Origin of the sequence: Corynebacterium lujinxingii (assembly GCF_014490555.1) — a bacterium.
GTDB lineage: Bacteria > Actinomycetota > Actinomycetes > Mycobacteriales > Mycobacteriaceae > Corynebacterium > Corynebacterium lujinxingii.
The window spans coordinates 1858284-1883972 of the sequence record NZ_CP061032.1 but is presented as its reverse complement, the minus strand read 5'-3'; the positions used below and the strand labels follow the sequence as shown (position 1 = coordinate 1883972).

Annotated in this window: 24 protein-coding genes, 2 tRNA genes and 3 pseudogenes; 17 read left to right on the top strand and 12 right to left on the bottom strand. The window is 62.0% G+C overall.

The features are described from left to right. Window positions 1-2 precede the first annotated feature (2 nt). The 8 genes from IAU68_RS09330 (at window position 3) to IAU68_RS09295 (ending at window position 5654) form a co-directional block, all read left to right on the top strand. Window positions 3-542 (top strand): DUF2017 domain-containing protein, encoded by a 540-nt coding sequence (locus tag IAU68_RS09330; protein ID WP_171194645.1) that lies wholly within the window; start codon window positions 3-5, stop codon window positions 540-542. Next, window positions 542-1489, top strand: coding sequence for a P1 family peptidase (locus tag IAU68_RS09325; protein WP_171194646.1), 948 nt, complete (start codon window positions 542-544; stop codon window positions 1487-1489). Before IAU68_RS09330 ends, IAU68_RS09325 begins: the two co-directional genes overlap by 1 nt. 200 nt (window positions 1490-1689) lie before the next feature. Then, a complete protein-coding gene (locus IAU68_RS09320; protein WP_328700702.1) occupies window positions 1690-2316 on the top strand; it encodes a rhomboid family intramembrane serine protease in 627 nt (208 codons plus the stop codon). Continuing rightward, window positions 2317-3114, top strand: a complete 798-nt coding sequence (murI, locus tag IAU68_RS09315) for a glutamate racemase (protein ID WP_171194648.1) — start codon at window positions 2317-2319, stop codon at window positions 3112-3114. Between the two features lie 31 nt (window positions 3115-3145). Beyond that, entirely contained in the window at window positions 3146-3913 is a 768-nt protein-coding gene (locus IAU68_RS09310) for an MBL fold metallo-hydrolase (protein ID WP_171194649.1), read from the top strand. 23 nt (window positions 3914-3936) lie between these two features. Continuing rightward, window positions 3937-4665: a ribonuclease PH gene (rph, locus tag IAU68_RS09305; RefSeq protein ID WP_171194650.1), complete on the top strand. Its 729-nt coding sequence runs from the start codon at window positions 3937-3939 to the stop codon at window positions 4663-4665. Further along, a complete protein-coding gene (gene rdgB, locus IAU68_RS09300; protein ID WP_171194651.1) occupies window positions 4659-5258 on the top strand; it encodes an RdgB/HAM1 family non-canonical purine NTP pyrophosphatase in 600 nt (199 codons plus the stop codon). The genes rph and rdgB overlap by 7 nt, the downstream gene beginning before the upstream one ends. Before the next feature lie 21 nt (window positions 5259-5279). Next, on the top strand, window positions 5280-5654 hold the full coding sequence (locus tag IAU68_RS09295) for a hypothetical protein (RefSeq protein WP_171194652.1): 375 nt from the start codon (window positions 5280-5282) through the stop codon (window positions 5652-5654). Window positions 5655-5657: 3 nt separating this feature from the next. Here the strand turns inward: IAU68_RS09295 and IAU68_RS09290 are convergent, their stop codons facing one another. Together IAU68_RS09290 and IAU68_RS09285 are read right to left on the bottom strand one after the other, a co-directional pair. After that, complete coding sequence (locus IAU68_RS09290) at window positions 5658-6044, bottom strand: DUF3817 domain-containing protein (RefSeq protein ID WP_171194653.1); 387 nt, start codon at window positions 6042-6044, stop codon at window positions 5658-5660. After that, entirely contained in the window at window positions 6041-6499 is a 459-nt protein-coding gene (locus IAU68_RS09285) for a hypothetical protein (RefSeq protein WP_231699016.1), read from the bottom strand. The genes IAU68_RS09290 and IAU68_RS09285 overlap by 4 nt, the downstream gene beginning before the upstream one ends. A 147-nt stretch (window positions 6500-6646) precedes the next feature. Here IAU68_RS09285 and IAU68_RS09280 point away from each other — a divergent pair. Together IAU68_RS09280 and IAU68_RS11630 are read left to right on the top strand one after the other, a co-directional pair. Further along, window positions 6647-6731: transfer RNA gene (locus IAU68_RS09280), tRNA-Leu, on the top strand. Between the two features lie 296 nt (window positions 6732-7027). Further along, window positions 7028-8155 (top strand): annotated as a pseudogene (locus IAU68_RS11630) (Cys-Gln thioester bond-forming surface protein); the annotation flags it as partial. Window positions 8156-8253: 98 nt separating this feature from the next. On the opposite strand, the gene IAU68_RS11520 reads toward IAU68_RS11630, so the two are convergent. Next, on the bottom strand, window positions 8254-8871 hold the full coding sequence (locus IAU68_RS11520; protein WP_231699156.1) for a hypothetical protein: 618 nt from the start codon (window positions 8869-8871) through the stop codon (window positions 8254-8256). A 1-nt stretch (window position 8872) separates the two neighbouring features. Between IAU68_RS11520 and IAU68_RS11515 the strand changes: the two genes are divergently transcribed. Beyond that, window positions 8873-12880, top strand: coding sequence for a VaFE repeat-containing surface-anchored protein (locus IAU68_RS11515; RefSeq protein ID WP_202880317.1), 4008 nt, complete (start codon window positions 8873-8875; stop codon window positions 12878-12880). 79 nt (window positions 12881-12959) lie between these two features. Here IAU68_RS11515 and bcp read toward each other — a convergent pair whose 3' ends face one another. Continuing rightward, window positions 12960-13445, bottom strand: coding sequence for a thioredoxin-dependent thiol peroxidase (gene bcp, locus IAU68_RS09270; RefSeq protein ID WP_171194655.1), 486 nt, complete (start codon window positions 13443-13445; stop codon window positions 12960-12962). Between the two features lie 83 nt (window positions 13446-13528). Between bcp and IAU68_RS09265 the strand changes: the two genes are divergently transcribed. Genes IAU68_RS09265 through IAU68_RS09255 form a run of 3 tightly spaced genes read left to right on the top strand, consistent with a single transcriptional unit; the run spans window position 13529 to window position 15320 of the window. Next, a complete protein-coding gene (locus IAU68_RS09265; RefSeq protein WP_171194656.1) occupies window positions 13529-13804 on the top strand; it encodes a DUF3618 domain-containing protein in 276 nt (91 codons plus the stop codon). A 21-nt stretch (window positions 13805-13825) separates the two neighbouring features. Next, entirely contained in the window at window positions 13826-14638 is an 813-nt protein-coding gene (locus tag IAU68_RS09260) for a class F sortase (RefSeq protein ID WP_171194657.1), read from the top strand. 34 nt (window positions 14639-14672) lie between these two features. Next, complete coding sequence (locus IAU68_RS09255; protein WP_231699015.1) at window positions 14673-15320, top strand: DUF305 domain-containing protein; 648 nt, start codon at window positions 14673-14675, stop codon at window positions 15318-15320. On the opposite strand, the gene IAU68_RS09250 is transcribed toward IAU68_RS09255, so the two are convergent. After that, the gene (locus IAU68_RS09250; protein WP_171194658.1) at window positions 15321-15887 is read right to left on the bottom strand and encodes a nicotinamidase; all 567 of its coding nucleotides are present in this window, start codon (window positions 15885-15887) and stop codon (window positions 15321-15323) included. It lies immediately after the preceding gene. 81 nt (window positions 15888-15968) lie between these two features. After that, window positions 15969-16041 (bottom strand) — tRNA-Lys (locus IAU68_RS09245). A gap of 241 nt (window positions 16042-16282) precedes the next feature. Here IAU68_RS09245 and IAU68_RS09240 point away from each other — a divergent pair. Then, entirely contained in the window at window positions 16283-17437 is a 1155-nt protein-coding gene (locus tag IAU68_RS09240; protein ID WP_407928729.1) for a L,D-transpeptidase, read from the top strand. Between the two features lie 9 nt (window positions 17438-17446). Here IAU68_RS09240 and IAU68_RS09235 read toward each other — a convergent pair whose 3' ends face one another. From IAU68_RS09235 to IAU68_RS11620, 6 genes are all read right to left on the bottom strand, one after another. After that, a complete protein-coding gene (locus IAU68_RS09235) occupies window positions 17447-18544 on the bottom strand; it encodes an alkene reductase (protein WP_171194659.1) in 1098 nt (365 codons plus the stop codon). 1016 nt (window positions 18545-19560) lie between these two features. After that, entirely contained in the window at window positions 19561-19644 is an 84-nt protein-coding gene (locus IAU68_RS11625) for a DUF4192 family protein (protein ID WP_202880323.1), read from the bottom strand. A gap of 136 nt (window positions 19645-19780) precedes the next feature. Next, complete coding sequence (locus IAU68_RS09225) at window positions 19781-20068, bottom strand: hypothetical protein (RefSeq protein ID WP_171194660.1); 288 nt, start codon at window positions 20066-20068, stop codon at window positions 19781-19783. An 82-nt stretch (window positions 20069-20150) separates the two neighbouring features. Continuing rightward, on the bottom strand, window positions 20151-20900 hold the full coding sequence (locus IAU68_RS09220; protein WP_171194661.1) for a hypothetical protein: 750 nt from the start codon (window positions 20898-20900) through the stop codon (window positions 20151-20153). Window positions 20901-20952: 52 nt separating this feature from the next. Continuing rightward, complete coding sequence (locus tag IAU68_RS09215) at window positions 20953-21849, bottom strand: hypothetical protein (protein ID WP_171194662.1); 897 nt, start codon at window positions 21847-21849, stop codon at window positions 20953-20955. Between the two features lie 271 nt (window positions 21850-22120). Further along, complete coding sequence (locus tag IAU68_RS11620) at window positions 22121-22303, bottom strand: N-6 DNA methylase (RefSeq protein ID WP_171194663.1); 183 nt, start codon at window positions 22301-22303, stop codon at window positions 22121-22123. A 682-nt stretch (window positions 22304-22985) separates the two neighbouring features. Here IAU68_RS11620 and IAU68_RS09205 point away from each other — a divergent pair. Both IAU68_RS09205 and IAU68_RS09200 read left to right on the top strand, forming a co-directional pair. Then, window positions 22986-24167 (top strand): annotated as a pseudogene (locus IAU68_RS09205) (IS1249 family transposase). A 246-nt stretch (window positions 24168-24413) separates the two neighbouring features. After that, window positions 24414-25593: pseudogene (locus IAU68_RS09200) on the top strand (IS1249 family transposase). Window positions 25594-25689: the final 96 nt, after the last annotated feature.

The window sequence follows — 25689 nt, the reverse complement described above, 5'->3', positions numbered from 1 at the left end:
CTATGCAGGCTTGGCGCAAGAAGAAGGGGTTGATGCGCTCGACCCCGAAGTTCACCACCGTGTTCGACCCGATGGAGCGCGAGGTGATCGGGGACCTGACTGCCACCGTGTCCGAGGCGCTCATCGCTCGCGCACAGTCGGCGCCGAAGGACGAGTTCGCCGAGATGATGGGGGTGTCCACCGGCCACACCGAGGCGCCGGAGGACCCGAAACTGGCGCGCCTGTTGCCGGATTTCGAGCGCGAGGGCGATGAGGAGTTCGACGGCGACAACGGTCTGTTGCGCAGCCTGCACGAAAACGACATCATCAAGGCGAAGTTGATGAACCTCCAGGTGGTCAACGAGGCGCTCGGCCCCACCGGCGGGGTAGAGGTGACCATCGACGAGGACGACGCCCACCCGTTTATCGCCGCCCTCAACGACATGCGCTTGTACGTCTCCGCGGACACCTCCGGCGGCGAGGGCGCCCAGCAGGAGCGCGAGATGCTGGTCGAGTGGCTCGCGTTTTGCCAGGATTCCCTCCTTGAAGCCCTGATGAGCTGATGCTTGACGACGACCCCTTGACCCGCATCGGCCACACCTCGCTGGACGACACGGGAGTGACCGCCGTCGTCGCCCCGCACGAGGCAGGCATGGTCGCGGCCGTGGACGTGCGCGGGGGAGGCCCCGGCACCCGCGAGACGGACCTGCTCGAGCCACACAACACCGTCGAGCGGGTGCACGCGATCCTGCTGTGTGGCGGTTCCGCGTTCGGCTTGGCGGCGGCTGACGGCGCCATGCAGGAGCTGGAGCGGCGCGGCTGGGGCTTCCCCGTCTTCGGCGAGGGCGCACCCGGCCCGCGGGTGCCCATCGTGCCGGCGGCCGTGATCTTCGACCTTGTCGTCGGCGATCCGTCCCACCGACCGGGACCCGAGGATGGCGCCCGTGCCGTCGCCGCCGCCTTCGAAACCCCGTCCAGCGAGACCGGCAGCGTCGGCGCCGGCTGCGGCGCGACCGCAGGTGTGCTGCGCGGCGGGTTCGGCCGGGCGCGGGTAGAAACAGACGGCTACTCGGTGGAGGCCAACGTGGTGGCCAATCCGGTGGGGTCGGTCGTGGACGCGCGTACCGGGCTGCTGTTTGGCGACCCGGACCAGCCCGCCGTGGACCTGAAGCGCTTCACCCAGCTTCAGCGCCCCACGCCGAAACTCAACACCACCATCGGGGTGATCGCCACCGACGCCCCGCTAACCAAGGCGCAACTCAAACGCGTGGCTATGACCGGCCACGACGGCATCGCGCGTGCCGTGCGCCCGGCCCACTCGCCGCTGGACGGCGACACCTTGTGTGCCGTCTCCACCGCCGCTCCGGGCGAGCAGCCGGTCACCGACGTCGAGACGCTCGGGCGCTTCGGCGAGGCCGCGGCGCAAGCGGTGCAGGCCGCGATCGTGGACGCCGTGGTGCACGCCACCGGTGCCTTTGGTGTGAGCGCCTGGGAAGATATCGCGCGCTAAGCTGCACCCCGATGACGAACAACCAGAACACGCCCCCGGGGTGGGGCTACGGGCAGACCGGCCAGCCGGGCTACGGCAAGCCGTTCCAGCGCCCGTTTTCCCACCCGGAGACGCAGCAGCCCGCCTTCGGCCAGCCGTATGCTCAGCCGCACAACCCGTACGCGAACCCGCAGCCGGCGCAGCCGTACGGGCAGCAGCCCGTGCCGCGGCGGACGAAGCGCAAGCAGCAGCGCAACTCCGGCCTGCGCTTTGCCGGCGGCTTCCTCGCGGTGATCTGGGTGGTGTTCGTCCTGGAGATGATCTTCCCGTGGCTGCAAGGCTTTGGCATCCACCCGCTGGATATCTACAGCCTGCCGATGATCTTCACCTCGCCGCTTTTGCACGCGAACCTGGAGCACATCATCTCCAACTCGCTGACCGGCGCGCTGTTCGCCTACCTCATCGGCTACTCCGGCAAGCGCGTGTTCTGGGAAGTCACCGCGTTTACCGTCCTTATCGGAGGGTTGGGCACCTGGGTGTTCGGTGGCATCGGCACCAATCACATTGGCGCCTCCGGTTTGGTCTACGGCTGGCTGGCGTATTTGATCGTGCGCGGCTTTTTCAACCGCTCGGTTGGCCAGATCATCACAGGCATCGTCCTCGGCTTTTTCTACTCCGGCCTGATCTGGGGTGTGCTGCCAGGCACCGAGGGTGTGTCGTGGCAGGCGCACCTGTTTGGCGCGATCGGCGGTGTGGTCGCGGGCATGGTGATTACATCGGACGACCCGCCACAGCTCGTCGCTAAGCGAGAAGCGAAGGCGCTGGAGAAAGCGCGCAGGCAGGGATAAATGGCGGACAACAACGCACCCATCGGACTGTTCGATTCCGGCGTGGGTGGGCTCACGGTCGCGCGCGCGGTGATGGGGCAGTTGCCGGGCGAGTCGCTGATCTACATCGGCGATACCGCGAACAGCCCGTACGGCCCGCAGCCGATCGCGGATGTGCGCGCGCACTCGCAACGCATCGCAGACGATCTCGTGGAGCGCGGCTGCAAGATGCTGGTGATCGCCTGCAACACGGCCACCGCGGCGTTTCTTCACGACGCCCGCGAGCGCTACAACATCCCCGTCTTGGAGGTCATCCAGCCAGCCGTGCGCCGCGCGATGGCCACCACCAGAAACAACAACATCGGCGTGATCGGTACCGAGGGCACCGTGAACTCCGGGGTGTACCAGGACTTCTTCGCGGTCAACCCGAATGTTGAGGTCACCGCGGTTGCTTGCCCGGAGTTCGTGCCGCTGGTGGAGCAGGGGGTGACCTCCGGCAGGCGCGTCCTCGACGTCGCGCGCGGGTACGTCGCGCCGCTGCGCGAAGCCGGGGTGGACACGCTCGTGCTCGGGTGCACGCACTACCCGCTGCTGTCCGGCGTCATCCAGTTGGCGGTGGGCGACCAGGTCGCGCTTGTCTCGTCTGCCGAAGAGACATCCAAGGACGTGCTGCGCGTGCTCACCGAGAGCGATTTGCTTGCCGACGACACCACAACCCCCACCCACATCTTCGAGTCGACCGGCGACCCGGAGACCTTCGACACACTTTCGCGCCGTTTCCTGGGGCCGGAGGTGCACGCGGTGGGGCGTGGACTGTGAAATTGGGGTGAATTCATGGCACAGTGTTTCCATGAAGTTGACCATCCTCGGGTGTTCCGGAAGCCTGGCGGCGCCCGGTAACCCCGCCTCCTCCTACGTCATCTCCGTTCCCGGTGAAACTGACGTGGTGATGGATTTCGGTCCGGGGGCGCTCGCCGCGATGCAGGAGCAGTTTGACCCTGCCGCGGCCCACGTGATCTTCAGCCATTTGCACGCCGACCACTGCGCCGACATCCCGTCGCTTTTGGTGTGGCGCCGCTACCACCCGACGGCACCTGCAAGTGAGCGCCATCGCATGATCGGCCCGTCGTACGCCCCGTTGCATTTTGGCCGCATGAGCGCCGACCGCCCAGATGCGGTGGACGATTTCTCCGACACCTTCGACTTCACCGCCTGGCGCACCGGCCAGCCCGAGCACCTCTCGGGCCTTACGATCACACCGTTCGACGTCATCCACCCCGCCCAGGAGTCGCACGCGCTGCGCGTGGAGGACGAAAACGGCAAGGTGCTGACGTTTTCCGGCGACTCCTGCTTTACGCCGACGCTTATCGACGCCGCCCGAGGCGCCGACCTCTTCCTCTGCGAAGCCGCCTGGGGTGCGACGTCCGAGGGTAAGCCGGAGGGCATGCACATGTCCGGCGTGGATGCCGGCCGCATCGCCCGCGAGGCCGGCGTGAAGACGTTGGTGTTGGTCCACATCCAGCCGTGGACCGACCCGCAGCAGGTCGCCGAGGCCGCGAGCACCGAGTTTGACGGGGAGATCGTTCTGGGCACCGCCGGCGCCGTCTTCGAGGTGTAGCCGCCTGCGTTACGCTTGGGCGCATGACTGATTTCTCGCGTCTCGACGGCCGCGCCGTCGACGAACTCCGCCCCGTCCGCATCACCCGCGGTTTCACCTCCAACCCCGCCGGCAGCGTGCTGGTGGAGTTCGGCAACACCCGCGTGATGTGCACCGCCTCCGTGGAGGAGGGTGTGCCGCGCTTTAAGAAGGACTCCGGCGAAGGCTGGCTTACCGCCGAGTACGCCATGCTGCCGTCCGCAACCCATGAGCGGATGCCGCGCGAGTCCATGAAGGGCAAGGTCAAAGGCCGCACCCACGAGATCTCCCGCCTGGTGGGCCGATCGCTGCGCGCCGCGGTGGACCTTGCCGAACTTGGCGAGAACACCATCCAGCTCGATTGCGACGTCCTCCAGGCCGACGGCGGCACCCGCACCGCCTCCATCACGGGTGCGTACGTCGCGCTTGCAGACGCCATCTCTGTCCTCAAAGAACGCGGCGTCGTCCCCGGCGAGCCGCTGCTCAAACCGATTGCGGCCGTCTCCGCCGGCATCATCGATGGCCGTGTCTGCCTCGATCTGCCGTACGAGGAGGATTCCCGCGCCGAGGTGGACCTCAATGTGGTTATGCAGGAGGGCGGCAACTTCGTGGAGATCCAAGGCACCGGCGAGCACGGCCTGTTCGGCCGCGAGCAGTTGGGCGAGATGCTGGATGTGGCCACCAAGGGCTGCGAGGAACTCATCGCCGCGCAGAAGGTGGCGCTGGGATGGTAAAAGTTCTTGTCGCGTCCCGGAACCCGGGCAAAGTCCGCGAACTCGACCAGGTGCTGCGCGAGTTAAACATCGAGGGCGTGGAACTGGTCTCGCTTGACGACGCCCCCGCGTACCCCGACCCCGTTGAAGACGGCCTCACCTTCGAGGAAAACGCCGTACTCAAAGCCCGCGCTGGTGCGGAGGCGACCGGCCTGCCGTGCGTCGCCGACGATTCCGGCCTGGCCGTGACGGCCCTCAACGGCATGCCGGGCATCTTGTCCGCGCGCTGGTCCGGCACCCACGGCGACGACACCGCCAACAACCAGCTGCTGCTGAACCAGATGGCGGATATCAACGACCGCCGCGCAGCCTTCGTCTCCTGCTGCGCCCTGGCCACGCCAGCCGGTGGGATTTACACCGCCGAGGGCCGTTGGGAAGGCGAACTGCTGCGCGAGCCGCGGGGTGAGGGTGGCTTCGGCTACGATCCGCTGTTCGCGCCTAGCGACGCGCCGGACCGTTCGTCCGCGGAACTTTCGCCCGAGGAAAAGAATGCGCGCTCGCACCGCGGCAAGGCATTGCGGGAGTTGGCGCAGCACATCGCCGCGTTGCAGTGACGTTTTCGTTAGAGTGAACGCATGAAGAAAACGATCGCATTTGCAACCACTGTTCTCGCATCCTCCGCGCTGCTGACCGCCTGCGGGGAAGCCGGCGACTTCGACGGCACCTGGTCGGGCGACGTCACCGCAGTTCAGGAAGACCAGGCTGGTGGTCAGGCCACAATCACCATTGACGACGACGACTGCAAGTGGCAGATGACCGAAGCAAGCGGGGAGACCAACGAGGCGAACTGCCTGCGTGACGACAAGGAGTTCAAGCTCGAGGATCCCCTGACGCACCAGGACCTCGAGTACGACGCAGAACTGTCCGGCGACTCGCTGACGTTCACCCCGAAAAATGACGAGGCGGAAAAGGTCGGTCTGATGGTGCTGACCAAGACCGACACCGAGTAGTTCCTAGGCCAGCTGGAACTTTTCCTTAACCTCGTTACGGCGCTTGTTCTCCACGATGAAGGACATAAACGGCACAACACCCGACAGTGCCGTGGAGATCCAGGTGCCGGCTGACCAGCGGGCCTTAGACCCCAGGTTCAGCGAGGTCATGAGGAACGCGACGAACGCAAACCCGTGCACGCGTGCAACCCAGGACAGGTAGTCGACGTTCATATCGAAGCCGTACTGCATGATCATGCGGGTAATAAGCAAGAGGAACAGCACACCAGTGATCCACGCGGTGATAGTGAAAAACGTGAGCGCCTGCTTCACGCGTCGCTGGCGCTCCGGGTGGATCTTCGCCGGCTGACCAGGCTGGTTCGGCGTGGTCTGGGGGCTGGGCTGCGTCATGCTGATTCACCTTTACCTTCAGTGTTTGTGTTCCGGCGCGGGGCCACAAGGTCGTTGAATTCCTCAACGTCCATCTCAGGCCGAGAGGGGAGGAAGTCCTCGTCGATCTCGGTGACGGGTTTGTGCTCGCCGTACTTTTCCAGGTCGGCCTCGTAGAGGTCGTTCATGGTCAGACCTGCGTTTTCGGCCTCGATCTTGTCGTTTTCCATCCGCATGCCCACGCGGTAGGCGTAGATGAAAAACGCTGCGAAGCACGGCCACTGCAGTGCGTAGCCGAGGTTTTGCAGCGTGCCGGTGCCGGACTGGTAGCGATCCCACTGCCAGCGGGCGAGCAGGAGGCACGTCACCGCAGCGGCGATGAGCAGAAGCACGTGCCACCACCGCACTCGCACACGTTCACGCTGCGGAATCGGGTTCGCCTCATCCGCGTCCGTGTGTTCCAATTTGTCGCTCACAGGTGCAGATATTACCCGGTGAGCACCCAAGACCAAACAAAAGTTTGATGCCATAGTTGAATTGCACCTTATTTATATGTTGTTGAACCGTTGCCCGCGGCCCGTTTTCTGGTCAGGCCGCCAGTGCGTGTAATATTCCGTTCCACGGCGCCCGTGGCGGAATTGGCAGACGCGCTGGATTTAGGTTCCAGTGCCTTATGGCGTGAGAGTTCAAGTCTCTCCGGGCGCACCAATCTTTGCGGGGGTAGTGGGGGCGTTTCGGCAAACCTTAGAAATTCTCGAGTTTCCAACAGCGCTCTCTTGTCTAGAAATGTTTCGCCAGCGCGTTGTAGGGATAACTCACTTTCCATCCTGAGGGGACGTTAAGGAAGTGGGTCACTAACTTACAACTGTCTCTGACCTGCGCTTATGCCGTTGCCCTTCAGCTGCTAGTGGGTTATGTTTTTTCTGGAATTTCCCTGCCTTCGGCGTGTCGCCTGGGTGGGGTGTCGGAAACGAGTTGGCAACGTGCTACTCGGCGAGTGAAAGGTGGAGCCTGTGTTAGATAGTCCAGCAAGAACTAGATCGTGGTGGGGGGTGTTCGTATCCCTGCTTGCGTCGATCGCGCTGGTTTTGAGCGGCCTGACCTCTCCATCCGCTCAAGCGCAGAACGTTGGTGCTCAGCTTCAATACAATCCAGATCGCGGGGAGGGGGGTTCACATGTAGACTTGGACATTCCTGGGTTTACCGGAGACCTCGATCAAGCAACAACCTTGAACTGGTTCACGGGGACAGTGAACGGACAGAATGTCGGTTACTGGGTTTATTGTGTTGAAGGCAGAAGGGGAGCAACGCCTTCAAACGGTTCTTGGATCTGGCGCGGTACTGTGTCGGACTGGGATTCGTATGGCTCGAGGTCGGAACCCACCAACCTACTTGTCGGCAGCTCGGATGACGCTCAGTCGCGACGGGAAAAAATTAACTGGATCGTTCACAATTCCTACCCGCATAAGTCTCCTGCTGAGATGGGTTTTTCCGGTGTGAGCAGAGACGATTTGATTGCCGCTACTTCCGCGGCCATTTGGGCTCAATCTGACGATGCAGATATTTCAGGGTTAGATCGAGGCGCACAGGATGTGTTTGATTACCTAACCGAGAACGTTCAACGCCTTCCGCTGAAAAGTGGAGAAATCGGTGGCTTAATCGTTGAGTCTTCTGGACAAGACGTGGTGGTTGTTCCTGAACGTGATGCTCCAAAACCCAAACTGCGCACTGTCGCATCGTTCAGCGAAAACTCAGTAGTTAAGACGCTGCCGGGTAGGGCTTCGAACTACATGTATGACACTGTTTACATTGAAAATATCTACCCGGGATATGAGTATCGGCTCGATGCGACAATGCATCGAAAGGATGCGGCGGGCAATCTTGAAGAAGAAGGGCACGGCCATACCGAATTTTACCCGGAAAATTCTGAGATTTTTCTGGATCGGGTCGACAACCCTGACGGATCTGTGTCAGGCCGGGTAGTTGTCAAAATTGATGATGCCGATGACATCAAACCTGGCGAGGTGGGTGTCGTCTACGAGGTGTTAACTGCCCGGGGGATCCGGGCAGATGGCATGCCTCAAACAGGTAAGCACACAATTGCAAAGCATGAAGATCCGAATGATCAAGATCAGACGGTTAAACCGCATTCGACTGGTGAACCGGTCCCACCCACCTCGACTACAGCGAAAACCACGCCTACCGAGGGATCTTCGACCAGCACTGTTACTCAAACAACAACTCCGACCACAACTGTAACTGCCGATACAACTACGGTTCTGGTGACCCCGACAACCACTGTTACTGCGCCCGCCACGGTGACGACCGCGCCGGGTACGACTGTGGTTGAGGATGGTCCGTCGACTACGACGACCGCGCCGGGCACGACTGTGGTTGAGGATGGTCCGTCGACTACGACGACCGCGCCGGGCACGACTGTGGTTGAGGATGGTCCGTCGACTACGACGACCGCGCCGGGCACGACTGTGGTTGAGGATGGTCCGTCGACTACGACGACCGCGCCGGGCACGACTGTGGTTGAGGATGGTCCGTCGACTACGACGACCGCGCCGGGCACGACTGTGGTTGAGGATGGTCCGTCGACTACGACGACCGCGCCGGGCACGACTGTGGTTGAGGATGGTCCGTCGACTACGACGACCGCGCCGGGCACGACCCATGTTGAACCGGGCCCGTCGACCACGACGACCGCGCCGGGCACGACTGTGGTTGAGGATGGTCCGTCGACTACAACGACCGCGCCGGGCACGACTGTGGTTGAGGATGGTCCGTCGACTACGACGACCGCGCCGGGCACGACTGTGACCAGCACGGCTCCGACCGTCACGGTGACTGAGACTCCGACCACCACTGCAACCGTCCCGAACCAGACTGTGACCACCACGGTCACGCAGGGCTTTAACCCGAACCCGGACATTCGCACTGTTGCGGAGTTCGAGGACGGCGTAAACGTTGTCCAGAACGGCACCACCGTTGTGGACACCGTGTACTACTCCGGTCTTGTTGCCGGTAAGACCTACACGCTGGATGCGAAGCTCGTCGATAAGCAGGATGAGAACAACGTCCTGGGTACTGGTGCGGTGACCTTCGTGGTCCCGGGCACCGAGGGTGAGCTGGCAAACGGCAATGTCAAGGTCGAAATTGCTGTGACCAACGCCCCGAACCCGGTGCAGGCTGCGGTTGCGTTCGAGCGTCTGACCTCCAAGGAAGTCAACGCTGCCGGCGAAGAGACTGACGGCAAGAAGGCGAACCCGATCGCCGAGCACGAGGACATCGCTGATGAGGACCAGACGGTCCGCACCGTCTTCGAGCCGAGCATCGCGACCAACGCGAAGTTCGAGAATGGCTCGACTGCGGTTGTTGCTGGCAACACCGTGATCGACACTGTCGATTACAAGGGTCTGGTTCCGGGCAAGGAGTACACCCTGTCCGCGAAGCTGATGGAGCGCATCGGTGAGAAGGCTCCGTACCAGGAGGGCAAGGTTCTGGGTGAGGGCACTGTGACCTTCACGCCGGAGACCACCGATGGTTCCGTCGACGTTGAAATCAAGGTCAACGACGATGTCACTAAGCCGGTAAACGCTGCTGTTGCGTTCGAGGAGCTCACTTCCACCGAGGTGGAGAAGACTGGTCAGGACAACCCGCAGGGTGGCGACACCCCGGAGACGTCCGACGACAACAAGATCGCTGAGCACAAGGACATCGACGACGCCAACCAGACTGTTGGTGTTCCGCACATCACCACGAATGCGAACTTTGAGAAGGGTTCGTCTGAGGTGACCAACGGTGCCGTGGTTGTTGATACCGTCTCCTACTCCGGTCTTGTGCCGGGCAAGGAGTACACGCTGACCGCGCAGCTGATTGATAAGGCTGACGGCAAGACCGTCCTGGGTACCGGCACCAAGACCTTCACCCCGAAGGAAGCTAACGGTTCCGTCGACGTGGAGATCACCGTCGACAACGCTCCGAAGGACCGTGTTGTTACCGCTGCTGTTGCGTTCGAGGAGCTCACCTCGACGGTCGTTGACCGCGGTGGCAACGAGAACCCGAAGGGTGGCGACACCCCGGAGACGTCTGACGACAACCCGATCGCTGACCACAAGGAAATCGACGATGAGGACCAGACGGTCCGTAACCCGAAGATCTCCACGAACGCGAACTTCGCCAACGGCGCACAGGAAGTCAAGAACGGCGTTGCTGTGATTGACACCGTCACCTACGAGGGCCTGGTTCCGGGCAAGGTCTACACCCTGACCGCCGACCTTATTAATAAGGAAGACGGCAAGACTGTTCTCGGTTCCGGCAACAAGACGTTCATCCCGACTGAGCCGAACGGTTCTGAGGATGTGACCATCGTGGTCACGAACGCACCGGTGGATGAGACTGTCACCGCCGCTGTCGCCTTCGAGGAGCTCACCTCCACGCAGGTCGACCGCGCCGGTAAGGACAACCCGAAGGGTGGCGACACCCCGGAGACGTCTGACGACAACGAGATCGCCGAGCACAAGGACCTCAAGGACAAGGACCAGACGGTCGAAAGCAAGGAGACTCCGAAGACCTCCGAGCAGCCGACGCCTGAGACCTCGCCGGCAACGCCGACTTCTGAGGAGCCGGTGCCGACCACGACGATTCCGTTGCTGCCGCCGACCTCGCCGGAGACCCCGACCACGGACGTGTGCAAGCCGGTCACTTCGACCAGCACCGTTCCGGGCACCACTGAGCCGGGTACGACGGAGCCGGGTACCACGGTTCCGGGTACCACCAACCCGGACACAACTGAGCCGGGCACCACGGTTCCGGGTACCACTGTCCCGGGCACCACGGTTGAGGAGACGACCACTGAGGTAGTCACCACGCCGGAGGACTGCGGGACCACCGAGTCGACCCCGACCGACTCCGAGGAGACCACCACGGAGCCGACTGAGCCGACTGCTACCGAGCCGGCTACCTCTGAAAAGACCACCGAGCCGACCAAGCCGACCAAGCCGACGTCCACGACTCCGGTCGTGCCGCCGGTGGTGTGGTTCCCGAACCCGCAGATCGGTACGACTGCTGACTTCGCTAACGGTGCGAAGGAAGTTGTCTCCGGTGTTGTGGTCAACGACACGGTCAAGTACCAGGGCCTGGTCCCGGGTAAGACCTACACGTTGAATGCTGAGCTGGTCAGCAAGGACGCCTTCAACAACCTGGCGGACAAGAACGTCTACGGCGAGGCCGTCATCGGCACTGGCACCAAGACGTTCACCGCGTCGGAGACCGGCAACGGCTCTGAGGTTGTGGAGATCACTGTCAACGAGGGCATCGACACGCCGGTTCGCGCCGCTGTCGCCTTCGAGACGTTGACCTCCACCGAGGTTGATGAAAACGGTCAGGACAACCCGAAGGGTGGCGACACCCCGAACGATCTGACCGACGACAACCCGATCGCTGAACACAAGAACATCAACGATCAGAACCAGACTGTCCGCAGCCCGAAGACCCCGGACACCCCGCCGGTGTTCGAGGAGGAGCCGTACATCGGCACCAACGCCGACTTCGCAACCGGCTCCAAGCAGGTTGTCGCTGGCGCGACCATCGTCGACTCCGTCCGCTACGCGGGCCTGGTTCCGGGTAAGACCTACACGCTGACTGCTGATCTCGTCGCTAAGCACAACGGCGCAATCATCGGCCAGGGTGAGAAGCAGTTTACCGCTTCGGAGGACGGCTTCGGTGTCGAAAACGTCGACATCACCGTCGCTTCCTGGGTCAACGAGCCGATCTACGCGGCTGTCGCCTTCGAGCGCCTGACCTCCACTGAGGTCGACGCGAAGGGCGAGGATCTGCCGGAGGGCAACCGCGTTCCGGAGAAGATCGCACAGCACCGCGACATCCAGGATGCTGCGCAGACCGTGGTTTCCCCGAACGTCGACCGTGGCAACGTCCCGTCGATGGAGCCGGGCGTGTCCACCAACGCTGATTTCGCAAACGGTGGCGTCGTTGAAAACGGTGCGACTGTCCGCGACGTGGTCAACTACTGGGGCCTGGTCCCGGGCAAGACCTACACCGCGACCGCGAAGCTCGTCGAGCGCGTGGGCGAGAAGGCTCCGTACTCTGAGGGCCGTGTCCTGGGTACCAAGTCCGTGACCTTCACCGCGGAGGCATCCTCCGGCACGATCACCGTGGACATCCCGGTGACCAATGCCGAGACCCCGGTGGTTGCGGCCGTGGCCTACGAGACGATCACCTCCACCGAGGTTGACCGTTCCGGCAAGGACAACCCGAAGGGTGGCGACACCCCGAACGATTACTCGGACGACAACCCGATCGCTGAGCACGAGGACATCAACGACTCGTTCCAGACGGTCACGTCCGAGGGCGGCACGCCGACCACCCCGGCGGAGACCACCACTGAGGAAACCACCCCGGCGGAGACCACCACTGAGGAGACCACCCCGGCGGAGACCACCCCGGCGGAGACCTCCACTGAGGAGACCACCCCGGCTCCGGTGCCGTCCGAGACCACCTCGACGACCACCACTCCGGGCTCCGACGGTGGCGACTCCCCGGACGAGGGCAGCTCTGTCGACCGCGACAAGCTGTGGTGGCTGCTGCTCATCCCGGGCCTGGGCATGATCCCGGCGCTGCTGGGCGGCGGTGGCTCCTCGACGCCGGCTCCGAAGCCTGCGCCGAAGCCGGTCCCGTCCAAGCCTGCTCCGGCCCCGGCACCGTCGACCTCGACGGTCCACACGCCGAAGCCGGCCGGTAAGCCAGTCCCGGCTGACAGCCCGCGTGGCGAGATCAAGCAGATCCCGTCCGGCGGCACCGCACTGGATGCGGATATGCCGGCCTACATCTAAGGCGCTGTACGGCTGAAGGCCCCGCGCTCCCCAGAGAGGGGAGGGCGGGGCCTTTTGGCGTCGTGGTGTCGTCGTAAAGCTAGATGTTCCAGTCGCGCAGGATGCGGCCCACGTGCCCGGTGGCCTTCACGTTGTACTGCGCGGTCTCGATGGTGCCGTTGCCGTTATCGGCGACGTTGACCAAAAAGGTCGAGCGGATCACACCCTGGACGACCTTGCCGTAGTTTTTCTTCTCGCCGAACGCGCCGTAGGCGGTGAGTGTTTCCTTGGAGGGGTCGGAAAGCAGCTCGACGTTCAAGTCGTGGTCGGCGCGGAACTTCGCCAGCGCCTCCGGCTTGTCCGGGCTGATGCCGATGACCTTCACGCCCGCGCCGTCGAACTGGTCGAAGTTCTCCGTGAAGTCGCACGCCTCAGTCGTGCAGCCCGGGGTGTTTGCGCGCGGGTAGAAGTAGACGATGACGCGGGAGCCGGAGAAATCGGCAAGCGAGACGGTCTCGCCACGGTCGTTGGACAGAGAAAATGCGGGGGCGGTGTCGCCCGCCTCAAGGCGAATGGAGTCAGTCATGACACCCCGTTTTACACTAGGCTGGTCCCTCGACGGTGAAACGCCGAGTAATACAAACTTTCCAATAGAGGAGCAATAGACCAATGGCACGTGACATCCACGACATCGAACGCGACCTCGAGCGCACCCGCGGCCAGCTCGCGTCCACCCTCGACGAGCTCGCAGACCGCACCAACCCGTCCAACCTCGCCGGGAACGCGAAGGAACAGGCAGCGTCCTGGCTGCAGGACGAGACCGTGCAGAAGGTCATCGGCGGTGTCGTCGTCGGTATCGCCGCGCTGATCGGCATCAAGGCCTACAACGGTCGCAAGCGCAAGAGCGAGCTCAAGGAGCTGCAGAAGCTGCTGTCGCGCCGCTAATCGACGACCCCAGGAAGGCCCATGTCCAGCATCGTCCCCAACGGCACCCCCGAGCCCGATCCGGAGGCCACGACAGCCCAGTCCGAGCCTGCTGAGTACAAGCCGAAGCACGCTCGCGAGCCCGAGAACAAGCGCAGCCCGTGGTGGATTGCCATCGCGGTGCTCGCGATCGCGCTGGTGCTCGTGCAGTTGGCTATCTACACCTTCCGCAACGACCGCGACGGTCAGCAAGCGGAGGAACAGGCCGCAACGGCGTCTGAGGCCCCTGTGGCGGCGCCGTCGCAGGAGCAGCATGACGACGAGCCCGCCGCCCCAACCGACGGCGGCTACGTCGACCCGGAGGGCGAGCAGGAAGTCCCGTACGAGGCGGCCCCAGGCCAGTTCGTCGGCTTCGAGGGCATGGCCATGGACGTCGGCGGCGACATCGCGGCGGTGGACCCGGTGCAGCTGACTGACGCCGGCGCGCTGATCCCGCCGTCGGATGTTTCCCGCCTGGGCTGGTACTCCGCGTCGGCGGTGCCGGGCGCGGACGGAGCGGTGGGCTCGTCGGTGATCACGGGCCACATCAACTACCAGGGCCAGGGCACCGGCTACGCCGCACGCTTTGCCAACATGAATCTCGGCGACGAGTTTGAGATCTACATCGACGGCAACCCACAGACGTTCCGTGTGACCCAGGCGCCGTACCGCCTGCCGAAGGGTTCGGACTTCCCGCCGGAGGTCAACGACGCCACCGGCCCGAACCGTCTCGTGCTGATCACTTGCGGTGGCCAATTCATTGGCGGTGCGCTGGGCTACGCCGATAACATCATCACCATCGCCGAGCCGGTATAAGGTACGCTCCCTATAAGACCGAAAGGGAGTATCAATGGTTCACGATCAGAACGACCACGAACTCGAGCAGATGCGCGACAATAAGAAGCCGCTGTGGATCGCGCTCGCCGTCATTGCCGCGATTGCGCTGGTGTTGACGGTGGCGGGGCCGTCGATACGCGCCGCGTTCACGCAGGAGGAAGAGACCGCCGCAACGTCGACGTCCGCGGACGCCGAGTACAACGGCGCTGACGTCCACTTCCTGGGCATGATGGTGCCGCACCACCAGCAGGCGATCGACATGTCGGACGTGCTGCTGGATTCTGACGTCGACGATGCGCAGGTGCGCGACCTCGCTCAGCGCATCAAGGACGGCCAGGAGCGCGAAAACGAGCAGATGAACGCGTGGGCCGACGAGTGGGGCATCGATAAGGATATGGCCGCTCACTCCAAGCACATTGCCAACGGCATGTTCCCGCCTGAGCAGATGGAGGAGTTTACGCAGTTGCGTGGCGACGACCTGCGCACCGCATTCCTCGAAATGATGCACTTCCACCACGCGCACGTGATCAAGATGACGCAGGGCGAGGTGGACGGCGGCGCCTACGAGCCGCTTCGCGAGATGGCCAAGGAAATGATCGAGGTCCAAACCGCCGAAATGGGCGAGATGGAAGAGATCCTGGGCTACAACCCGACGAAGTAGTTAGATAATCTCCGCGCCGGCGTCCTGCATCTCCTGCAGGGCGTCGGCACCGCTTTTATCGTCCACTGGCGAGCACATGCTGCGTAGCACGCGAACCTTGAAGCCCTCCTTCAGTGCGTCGAGCACCGTCGCCCGCACGCAGAAGTCGGTCGCGATACCGCACACGTCCAACTCGCGGACCTCGTTGTCGCGCAACCAGTCAGCCAGCCCGACGCCGCTCGGCGAGACCCCCTCGAACCCCGAGTAGGCGGCGGAGTACTCGCCCTTGCGGAAGAACTCGTCGATAAGCGAAGTGTCCACGGGGCCGCGCATCTGCGAGCCGTGCGAGTTGGCCACACAGTGCACGGGCCACGTATCCACGAAATCCGGATCGTCCGAGAAGTGCTCACCCGGATCGATGTGCCAGTCCTGCGTCGCCAGCACGTGCGAGTACTCCCGGGTGCGGTTGTCGGAGGACTTAATCAATTCCGCGATTTTCGACGCCACTTCATCCCCGCGGGCGGTTGCAAGGCTGCCGCCGGGGCAGAAGTCGTTCTGGACATCGACGATAAGAAGCGCAGTGTTCATAACTGTCAGCCTACTCTCAGGCGCGCTAAGCAAGAGTTAAAGCCCCTAGCCGGGGGTTCCGGTCAGGGGCTTGAAGTTTTGTGCGCCATCAGGGAATCGAACCCCGAACCCACTGATTAAGAGTCAGTTGCTCTGCCAATTGAGCTAATGGCGCTAATTTGGTTGTTGTTGCTCGCTGCAACGGGTCATTACATTAGCAGCGGGTTGCCAATGCGTGAAATCGGCAGGTGAGGGGCGGATTTTGTCGTCGTTAAGCGAGTGCAGAAACGCGGTGAATAGAGATAGTGGTTTTTGTGCCGATACCGGTTAAAGTAATGGCGTTTAAGAAAAACATTCGAGATGTTTAGGGGTTCGTCGTGCTTCACCTTCGCGCGGTTCGCCGCTGTACTGCGATGATGGCGGTGCTGGCTGCGGGGTCGATGATCGTCGCCTGCTCGCCGGCACAGAGCAACCAGTTGGAACAGGTTGCGGAAACGACGGAGGTGGAGACGTCGGAAAGCGCGCGCCCGCCGAAGGTGTCCGTGACCAACGGCGCGACCGACGTCGAGCCGGGCGAGCCGGTGACGGTGAGCGCGGAGGCTGGGCTGGAATCCGTGACCATGACCAACGAGGAAGGCCGCGAGGTCGAATCCGAGTTCAACGACGACAACACCGAATGGACCACCGCGGAACCGCTCGGATACGGCCGCGAATACACCATCGAGGCGCGTGATAAGGAAGGCCAGAAGGTCGTCTCGTCGTTTACTACGGTCTCGCCCGCGGCGACAGTGAACGCGTACCTCGGCCCGCTCGACGGCTCCGAGGTCGGCGTTGCGCAGGCGGTGACCATCCGCTTCGACAACGCCATCGAGGACACCAAGGCGATAGAGGAGCGCATCTCGGTGGAGACTTCCAACGACACTGAAGGCGCGTTCTTCTGGCTCGACCCGTACGAGGTGCGCTGGCGCCCGAAGGAGTACTGGGAGCCGGGCACCGAGGTCACGGTGAAGGCGGACCTGTATGGCCGCAAACTCGACGAGGGCGTTTACGGCGGCGACGACAGCGAGATCTCCTTCACTATCGGCAACAAGGTCGAGACCGTCGTGGACAACTACGACAAGATGCTGCGCGTCTACGAAAACGACGAACTGATCAAGGAGTTCCCGATCTCGCTGGGCACCGACGGGCAGTTCGACACCCCGAACGGCACCTACGTCGTTGGCGACGAGCACACCCACCTGACCATGGATTCGCGCACGTTCGGCCTCGGCTTGGACGCCGGCGGCTACGTCACCGACGTGGACTACGCCACGCAGTTGTCCTACTCCGGCATCTACGTCCACTCCGCGCCGTGGGCGCTGTGGGCGATGGGCTCGCAGAACCAGTCGCACGGCTGCATCAACGCCTCTTACGAGGACGCGCAGTGGTTCCAGGACACTGTGAAGCGTGGCGACCCGGTGGTGGTGAAGAACACCGCCGGATCCACCCTGACTCCGTACGACGGCCTGGGCTACTGGAACCTCGAGTGGGACCAGCGCTCCGGCGGCGACGGCGAGCAGCTGTACTCGTAGGTAAACGCGCTAGTTTTGCTGCGAGCTCACCGTGTAAAACGGGTAGTCGGTGTAGCCCTTCTCACCGCCGGTGTAGAAGGTTGACGCGTCCGGTGCGGTCACCGGCAGCCCTTCCTTCCAGCGGCGCACCAAGTCCGGGTTGGAGATGGCTAGCCGGCCCACTACGACGGCGTCCGCCTGCTGCACCAGCCGCTCGGCCGTGTCGCGGTCGGTTTCTTCACCGCGCCCATTGTTGAGGAACACGCGCGTGCGGCCATTCGCCCGGGCACGTGCGACCAGCTCGGTCACGACCTCCCCTGCGGGATCCGCGTGCGTGATGGAGACGTAGGCGATGCCGAGGTCGGCGGTAGCGCGGAGCAGCCCGCCGTAGGTGGCCAGCACGTCCGCCTCGTCCATTTCCTCGATACCTTGAATGTTGTTCTGCGGCGACAGGCGGATAGCCACCCGGTCCGCCCCGATTTCATCTGCCACGGCGCGAAGGATCTCCTCGACGAGCCGGAACCGATTTTCCGGGGATCCGCCGTAGACATCCTCACGCAAGTTCGAATTCGGGGAGAGGAACTGGTGCAGCAGGTAGCCGTTGGCGCCGTGGATCTCCACGCCGTCCATGCCCGCGTCGATAGCGTTTCGGGCGGCCTGGCGGAACTCGTCGACGATGCCTGGCAGCTCAGCGGCGTCCAGCGCGCGGGGGACCGGGCAATCCTTTCGCGATTCGAAGTCCCGGACCGCAGTGCCGGAGGCCACCGCGGATGGCGCGACCGGCTCCGTGCCTTCCTGCAGGCTGGCGTGGGAGAGCCGTCCGCCGTTCATCACCTGCATGAAGATGTGCCCGCCGGCCTCGTGGACAGCGTCGGCGACGCGGCGCCACCCGGCAATCTGCTCGGCTGTGTCGATACCGGGCTGACCGGGGAAGGTCCGGCGGCTGACGGTGGGGAAGACGCCTTCGGTGACAATGAGGCCCACCGAGGCGCGCTGCGAGTAGTAGGTCTTGTGCAGCGAGGTTGGCACCCCGTCGCGTCCCGCGCGTGAGCGCGTCAGCGGAGCCATGATAATGCGGTTTGGCAGGGTCATGCGACCCACTTCGAGGGAATCAAACAGTGTGGACATGCGCTCCACAACGAGTTCGCGGCAACAGCTATTCCGTGACCCACCGGAAATAAGAATTACCCCGCAACCTGTCCATACAGGCTACGGGGTATCTTCGGGGTGGCTGACGGGACTCGAACCCGCGACACCCAGGATCATGGGTAGAATGCATAGCGCGCTGTGGTGCGCCCCAGGCGGATTGGGTGTAGTGGCAGGTAATAGGTCATTTCTGTGCCATGATGGTCATAGGGTGAGCCAACTGGAGCGCACTGAAACTCACTGGACTACACGCAAATTGCGGGTAGTTTTGAGTGTAGTTTCGGCCCCGACGAGGACTGGCCCAGCTGCTGCTGCGATGCCCCCGAAGTTGGTTCGGTCGGTGTAAGCCTGACGGTTGATTTCCTCGGTGTGGCCGAAAAGGCGGCCCTCTGCTCGGACTACAGCGCGCTTTTGGTCAGTTCGTTGAGCGTGGTCCGCCAGAGGTGTGTCCGTGCATGCTTCAGTAAGGGGATGGACAGTTCTGTTGACCAAGCGGTGTAGGTAGCCGCAACGCATTTCCTACAGTTCCCGTCCTCCCAGACCTTTTTCGTGTCCGTGGGGCTACCGATCACAAACCGGTCCTCGTCGCCAGGCCGGCGGTCGAGGAAGTGGGCGTTGATCCGGGGATCGAGGATGGGAATCCGGTGAGCCCGGTTGGTCTTCGACTCCGAGATGGTGCCACCGCCTGATGCAGGGCCGGGATGACGGTGTGACGCCATGCAGGACCACCGGGAACGGTGTCTCCGTGAAGTAGTTCCAGCGACTCACCTTCTTCGATGCGATCGCAGTGCCAGACACCCTCCACAAGGTGGCCGGCAATCTCGCGAATAACCCTGAGGGCCTGCTGGACATCCTCCGTGACATCGGTGACGCACTGAAGATCAGTGCGATGTCGGTGGGCTCGATCACGCCCGTGAGCTCGAGGGTCAGAGGGACAGCATCGGGCGTGTCCACCCGCAGGATGGGGCCGAGTCGGTACTCGCGGTCCCTGGCGTGGTTCATACCGTGCAGATGATGCTGTCTTGCGGATAGAAGCCGAGGAGGGCAGGAACGTTGGCGATCAACTGACCTGGGTTGGTCAGAGTGGTGGCACGCGGGGCAGGGATCGGGGCAGAAATCGCGGTCTCCTAGAGTGATAGGGCAGAGTCAGTCTTTCTCCCGGAGCTGCGCAGCTGCTCATGCGCTGCGCCACGCGCACACTGCAGTGGGCAGGCGAGTCTACGTGAGCACCCGCAACTCAATGACGCGGGACCGGAAACAGCCTATCTTGAGCTCTCGGATGACCACACCGACACCTACCCTGATCAGGGCCGCCGTGAGGCCCCGGTGCTCGCTGTAGTCCTTGACGAAGACGCACTCAGAGGCTGGACTGTGATCTGGGAGCGTGATGCTTAGAACTTCAGAATCGCCGGTGTCGGGGTCAATGAGCTCCAGTATGCGCAAGTTGGCGTCGTGACGGATGACCCCGGTTAGTTCGTAGTTGGGTAGCGACAGGGTGATGGACATGAGAAAACCTCCGAGATCAGGTGTGAGTGTTCATTCCTGATCCCGGAGGCGGCTCTGGCGGCTCCTACAGCAGACGACGGGCTCAGCTTTGCACAATCTGGTCAACTGCCTTCGCAAACTGCTCATTGTTGAGGAGCCCCTGGTCTCTCAGCTCAACCAACCGTTGAATGTCGTCGACACGGTTGCTCGCGGACGACGGGACCGAGGCCAAAAACGGTTTTGCCAGGTGAGGGAAGTGGCTGGGGTCAAGGATTGACTTAATGAACGTGTACGGGTCGTTGTTCGCCGCCCCTTGGTTCACAGCCACATCAAAGCGAATTCTGTTCTGAGGATTCTCGTCCGCAAAGTCTCGGACGATCTTGCCAGTTAGAGTCAGAGCATCAGTCGCGTTTCTGACCTGCCTTTTGATTTCAGGACATTTATTCGGGTCGATGAATACCGCACCCGAGTAGTAGGGGGAGACGAAAACGGTGGGTTCCTTCCATTCAGCGTTCTCGCCGCTACCCATGAAGTTGATCAGTCTGATCGAGCTGGAGGATTTCGATGCGGACGCCTTGACGCTCCAGAGCGACCGCGATTTGTTGAGTAGGTCTCCAAGATCAAAGCCGTCTGCGTTGTGGCCCGACGGGGCGGTTAGAACCCCAGCGGACCACGATGCAGCGGCAAGGATCCATTCGGCCCCGTTGCCGAAAAGAAAACGCGTACCTCGGTCAGAGGGATTGGCGGCCGACAAGAGCGCCGAGAACGCGAACTCCACTTCGCGCCTCACGCTGCGAGATTCGTCAAGGTGTTTCTTGAGCTGGTCGAACTCAAGGGATCCGCTGCTGATCAATGTCCACTCCTCGATGTTTGGGTAGACCTAAGTCTAACCGAGGGGGTAGTGATTACCTGAACATATCTTCCGCGTAGATCAGGTCAAGGTCAAGATCAGTCGGGGGTATCAGTGCTTTATTAAGTCTGGCGACGAGGTGGCGGAGACGCTTAATGTTCTCGTTGACCTTGCCCGCGTTCATTTTGGTAACGAGTGATACCTCCTCGTCGTGGAGCAGGGCATTCAGCAAAGATTGGTCCAGCTCATCGATGCGGGGCACTGGCGTGGTCTCGAGCACACGTCGGGGTAAGGTGACGCCACCGTCAAGCGCCCGCCACCAGATATACGGAATCGATGAATTGAGTACGAGGGCCGCCATATCGCGGTCTTCCGCCGTCCTGAAGTGAAGCACTGCTTTCGACCCCCGGTCGAGGGGCCGGAAAGAAGCGGAGATGTAGTAGCGCGGAGTGAGCGCGACGGTGAGAGAGTGCGGCGTGACGTGCTTGACGATGAGGTCGCCGATGGCCTGAGGAGCTTCCGATAGCCAGTCCCCCAACGGCCCCAGTCCGGGAGGTAGCTTGGCCCACTCACCACGCCGACTCTTCTTAAGATCTGAGAGAAGCGAGCTACAGTTGGCGAACATCCTGGCTCTTGATACTGAGCGCCAGCGGATGATCGGTGTGATCCTCCAACGGTCGTGGTTCGGGCTGCAAACTGTGATAGCCGCCCGAACAAAGTTAGTCCTTGATGTGTTGGTGCTCCCGAACTTGTAGCCCCTGAAAAGCGTGTCGGGGACGTTGTCGAAGACAAAGACGTCTCCACCTCGGAAATGATCCTCAATGATCTCCCGCAGGACGCCGAATTTCGGCGCGGAAACGTAGGAAGCGGGTGTGACAGCAATGAAGCCTTCGGCGTTCTTAGCTATCTTCACCATGAAGTACGCGAAATTCTCCCTAGCAGGTCCCGTCATGAAATCGTGACGTAACTCAGACCTCGCGTATGGGGGGTTGACGATGACGAAATCATGGTCGGGCAGTTTGGCCCTGCTGAGAAAGTCTCGACGCACGGAGTGCTTCTGAAGCAGATGGAGGCCTGCGGAATCGGAGATCTGTAGGAAGTCGGCCCCGATCAACGCTATCGCGGTTTTGAGAGCAACTGGATCCGGGTCAATGGCACGAGTTGGTCACGGACGAACTTTCCCGTCTGTTCCTGATGGTGAACGAGATGCCATGCTAGGTTGCCTACGCCGCTGCAGGGTCCATCCATACGCCCTCACCAAAGTCCTTGGCTCGACTCGCCATGAACTCGGCAGCATCGTCGGGGGTGAAGTACTGACCCGAACTTCGACGAGAAGCAGGATCTAGGCTGGCGAGAAGTGCCTCGTAGCAGACGCTAATCTCCCCTATGGAAAGATCAGCCAGCACCTACCCCTGCCGGAGAGACCCCAAGTAACGAACAAAGCTCCGCTGCCAGACCAGAGCGTTGATTCGTCACCCGGGCGGCGACAGCCTGCAACCAGCGTTCCCGCGCTCCTCTCTTCGTTCCGACGTTGAGATGCTTGAGCACTTTCGTAACTGCGGACGCTGAAAACTGCTGGGTGTTGCCCACCGTGGTCGATCGAGGCGACATGTTATTCCTGCTCAGTAGGGGTACCGGGTTCATGCATGTAGCCCGGTTTCTAGGAAAAGAGCTGTTAGCTCTTTTTGAGATCCTATACTGATGCGAGCCGTTCAGCTAGCTAGCGTTTGCAGGCTGACTCACCCGACCGTGACGGTTACTGCGGTAACAGGTGCCTGCTAATAGACCGGGGCAGTCAGCAGTTCTTCGTCCGAGAGTTCGATGCCAGTAGTGACGACGCGGGCGATCCGATAGAGCGCCCCGGCTCGACGGCGGGCCCTGGTCGCCAGTGCTCGCCGACTTGCGAAGCCCAGACGGGGGCACTGTCGGGTTAAGGGTCAAAATGTGTGTCCGGAATTGGTGATTTCTGGTATCTGACCTTTGTGTTTTCCGGAAATATATGCCCCGAAAGCATATATCCGCTGTTGTGGTCGTATATCCCCGGTGTGGCGTGGTTGTTGTGGTAGGCGCCGGTGGTGTGGTGGCTCAATGCCGAGGAACCAACCACGCTGCCACTGCGGCGGCGAAATGAAACGCAACGGAACAACATCCAAGGGCACCACTCGGTGGCGGTGCAAGATCTGTGGTGCGTCAACCACCAAAAACCGCAGCGATATCACCTACGCAGCGGTGTTTCAACAATTCATCGCCCACTGCACATCGACCACCGCGCTGAGGCCGCTCGCAGAAGACGCTGGAATCAGCCACTCCACCATGAAACGGCGGTTTTCGTGGTACTGGCTCATTGACGTGCCCGATCCCACCATTGGGCACGAAGGCCGGGTCTACGACCAGATCTTCCTTGACGGCACCTACACCGCCGGCGGATGTCTCATTGTGGCCGCCACCTTGGATCACGTCATCGCCTGACACTGGTGCAAACGCGAAACCACGCGCGACTACTACCAGCAACTGTGCGAACGCATCCCCGCGCCCCTGATCGCCGTGATCGACGGTGGCCAAGGTGCGGCCACCGCGATCAAGACGTGCTGGCCCACAACCAAGATCCAACGCTGCCTCGTCCACGCCCAACGCGTGGTACGCGCTACACCACCTCACGCCCGCGCACCGATGAGGGACGGGCGATCTACCAACTCGCGCTCAACCTCACAAAGATCACCGATCTTGACGAGGCGGCCGCGTGGGGTGCCAAGCTCCACGAATACGGCAACGTCTACCGCGACTGGATGAACCAGAAAACGTGGACCACCGACCGTTGTACGAAACAACGCAGCTGGTCGTGGACGCATGAACGCACCCGCAAGGCCTACAACAGCCTCAACCACCTCTGACGCAACAACCTACTGTTCGTCTATCTCGACCCACCCGATGGTGTGCTCGATTCCAGCCGGATCAAATCGACCACGAACAGTCTTGAAGGCGGGATCAACGCCCAGCTGAAACTGCTTGCCCGCACCCACCGCGGCAGATCCGGGGAGCACCAGCGCCGGATGCTGGAGTGGTGGCTCTACCTCAAGGCGGAACTGCCTGACGACCCGGTTGAGATCGCCAGGCAGTCCAACTGGGGCCAAGACCAACTCGCCAAAGTATCCACCCTGACCCCACAACGAGAACCAAGCCGACCACGAAACCGGACGACCAGCCCTCTACGACAACGCTATCGACACCAACTACACACACTCAATCGGCATCCAAAAAGGCCACATCTAACCCCACGACACGCCGACGCCAGACACACATTTTGACCCTTAACCCGCACTGTCGCCCTGACTGTCTAACGCTTGAGCGTGTTTCAGGGTTAAGGGTCAAAATGTGTGTCCGGAATTGGTGATTTCTGGTATCTGACCTTTGTGTTTTCCGGAAATATATGCCCCGAAAGCATATATCCGCTGTTGTGGTCGTATATCCCCGGTGTGGCGTGGTTGTTGTGGTAGGCGCCGGTGGTGTGGTGGCTCAATGCCGAGGAACCAACCACGCTGCCACTGCGGCGGCGAAATGAAACGCAACGGAACAACATCCAAGGGCACCACTCGGTGGCGGTGCAAGATCTGTGGTGCGTCAACCACCAAAAACCGCAGCGATATCACCTACGCAGCGGTGTTTCAACAATTCATCGCCCACTGCACATCGACCACCGCGCTGAGGCCGCTCGCAGAAGACGCTGGAATCAGCCACTCCACCATGAAACGGCGGTTTTCGTGGTACTGGCTCATTGACGTGCCCGATCCCACCATTGGGCACGAAGGCCGGGTCTACGACCAGATCTTCCTTGACGGCACCTACACCGCCGGCGGATGTCTCATTGTGGCCGCCACCTTGGATCACGTCATCGCCTGACACTGGTGCAAACGCGAAACCACGCGCGACTACCAGCAACTGTGCGAACGCATCCCCGCGCCCCTGATCGCCGTGATCGACGGTGGCCAAGGTGCGGCCACCGCGATCAAGACGTGCTGGCCCACAACCAAGATCCAACGCTGCCTCGTCCACGCCCAACGCGTGGTACGCCGCTACACCACCTCACGCCCGCGCACCGATGAGGGACGGGCGATCTACCAACTCGCGCTCAACCTCACAAAGATCACCGATCTTGACGAGGCGGCCGCGTGGGGTGCCAAGCTCCACGAATACGGCAACGTCTACCGCGACTGGATGAACCAGAAAACGTGGACCACCGACCGTTGTACGAAACAACGCAGCTGGTCGTGGACGCATGAACGCACCCGCAAGGCCTACAACAGCCTCAACCACCTCTGACGCAACAACCTACTGTTCGTCTATCTCGACCCACCCGATGGTGTGCTCGATTCCAGCCGGATCAAATCGACCACGAACAGTCTTGAAGGCGGGATCAACGCCCAGCTGAAACTGCTTGCCCGCACCCACCGCGGCAGATCCGGGGAGCACCAGCGCCGGATGCTGGAGTGGTGGCTCTACCTCAAGGCGGAACTGCCTGACGACCCGGTTGAGATCGCCAGGCAGTCCAACTGGGGCCAAGACCAACTCGCCAAAGTATCCACCCTGACCCCACAACGAGAACCAAGCCGACCACGAAACCGGACGACCAGCCCTCTACGACAACGCTATCGACACCAACTACACACACTCAATCGGCATCCAAAAAGGCCACATCTAACCCCACGACACGCCGACGCCAGACACACATTTTGACCCTTAACCCGTGTTTCACGATCTAAAGCGTAGTTGCCGAGCTTTTAGCCGAAGAAAGAGT

Bases quoted from the DNA above. Each gene is read 5' to 3' on its own strand.
- IAU68_RS09255 (WP_231699015.1), top strand. From the start codon at position 14,673: ATGGTTCACGATCAGAACGACCACGAACTCGAGCAGATGCGCGACAAT.
- IAU68_RS09295 (WP_171194652.1), top strand. From the start codon at position 5,280: ATGAAGAAAACGATCGCATTTGCAACCACTGTTCTCGCATCCTCCGCG.
- IAU68_RS09260 (WP_171194657.1), top strand. From the start codon at position 13,826: ATGTCCAGCATCGTCCCCAACGGCACCCCCGAGCCCGATCCGGAGGCC.
- IAU68_RS09330 (WP_171194645.1), top strand. From the start codon at position 3: ATGCAGGCTTGGCGCAAGAAGAAGGGGTTGATGCGCTCGACCCCGAAG.
- rdgB (WP_171194651.1), top strand. From the start codon at position 4,659: ATGGTAAAAGTTCTTGTCGCGTCCCGGAACCCGGGCAAAGTCCGCGAA.
- IAU68_RS09310 (WP_171194649.1), top strand. From the start codon at position 3,146: ATGAAGTTGACCATCCTCGGGTGTTCCGGAAGCCTGGCGGCGCCCGGT.
- IAU68_RS09290 (WP_171194653.1), bottom strand. From the start codon at position 6,044: ATGACGCAGCCCAGCCCCCAGACCACGCCGAACCAGCCTGGTCAGCCG.
- IAU68_RS09265 (WP_171194656.1), top strand. From the start codon at position 13,529: ATGGCACGTGACATCCACGACATCGAACGCGACCTCGAGCGCACCCGC.
- murI (WP_171194648.1), top strand. From the start codon at position 2,317: ATGGCGGACAACAACGCACCCATCGGACTGTTCGATTCCGGCGTGGGT.
- IAU68_RS09240 (WP_407928729.1), top strand. From the start codon at position 16,283: ATGGCGGTGCTGGCTGCGGGGTCGATGATCGTCGCCTGCTCGCCGGCA.
- bcp (WP_171194655.1), bottom strand. From the start codon at position 13,445: ATGACTGACTCCATTCGCCTTGAGGCGGGCGACACCGCCCCCGCATTT.
- IAU68_RS09250 (WP_171194658.1), bottom strand. From the start codon at position 15,887: ATGAACACTGCGCTTCTTATCGTCGATGTCCAGAACGACTTCTGCCCC.
- IAU68_RS09325 (WP_171194646.1), top strand. From the start codon at position 542: ATGCTTGACGACGACCCCTTGACCCGCATCGGCCACACCTCGCTGGAC.
- IAU68_RS09225 (WP_171194660.1), bottom strand. From the start codon at position 20,068: ATGTCCATCACCCTGTCGCTACCCAACTACGAACTAACCGGGGTCATC.
- IAU68_RS09235 (WP_171194659.1), bottom strand. From the start codon at position 18,544: ATGTCCACACTGTTTGATTCCCTCGAAGTGGGTCGCATGACCCTGCCA.
- IAU68_RS09215 (WP_171194662.1), bottom strand. From the start codon at position 21,849: ATGACGGGACCTGCTAGGGAGAATTTCGCGTACTTCATGGTGAAGATA.
- rph (WP_171194650.1), top strand. From the start codon at position 3,937: ATGACTGATTTCTCGCGTCTCGACGGCCGCGCCGTCGACGAACTCCGC.